The sequence below is a fragment of the Streptomyces sp. ADMS genome (genome assembly GCF_033441795.1).
In the GTDB taxonomy this organism is placed as follows: Bacteria; Actinomycetota; Actinomycetes; order Streptomycetales; family Streptomycetaceae; genus Streptomyces.
Genome location: NZ_JAVFVX010000482.1, coordinates 1 through 362, shown reverse-complemented (window position 1 = coordinate 362; position 362 = coordinate 1). Strand labels below are relative to the sequence as shown.

Genomic DNA, 362 nt, shown 5'->3' with positions numbered 1-362 from the left:
CCCGAGGAGCCGCTGCGATGCAGCACGCCCTGATACGCCCACGCCCTGACCCAACTCCGTTGCCCGGCCGGGCTGTCCGCCCCGGCGAACGGCAGCGGCGATGAAGAAGACCACCGGAACCGTCGTCGGCCTCGTCGCCACCGGTCCACTGCTGCTGGCCGTTCCGATCCTCGGTATCGCGGCCGGGAGTGCCTCGGCCTCCTGCTCGACCGGCGGTGCACAGGCTGTGGATACCTCGGCCGTCGCCACTCAGGTGAAGGCGATCCTGGACGGCGGCGGCAAGGGCACGCTCTCCGTGCCGGGCCTTGACGACCCGGCCGAGCAGGTGCCCAACGCCAAGACCATCCAGGCCACCGGTGTCG

1 pseudogene is annotated in these 362 nt (G+C 71.5%); it reads left to right on the top strand.

The features are described from left to right. Positions 1–100 precede the first annotated feature (100 nt). Positions 101–362, top strand: a pseudogene (locus tag RB628_RS41655) (hypothetical protein); the annotation flags it as partial.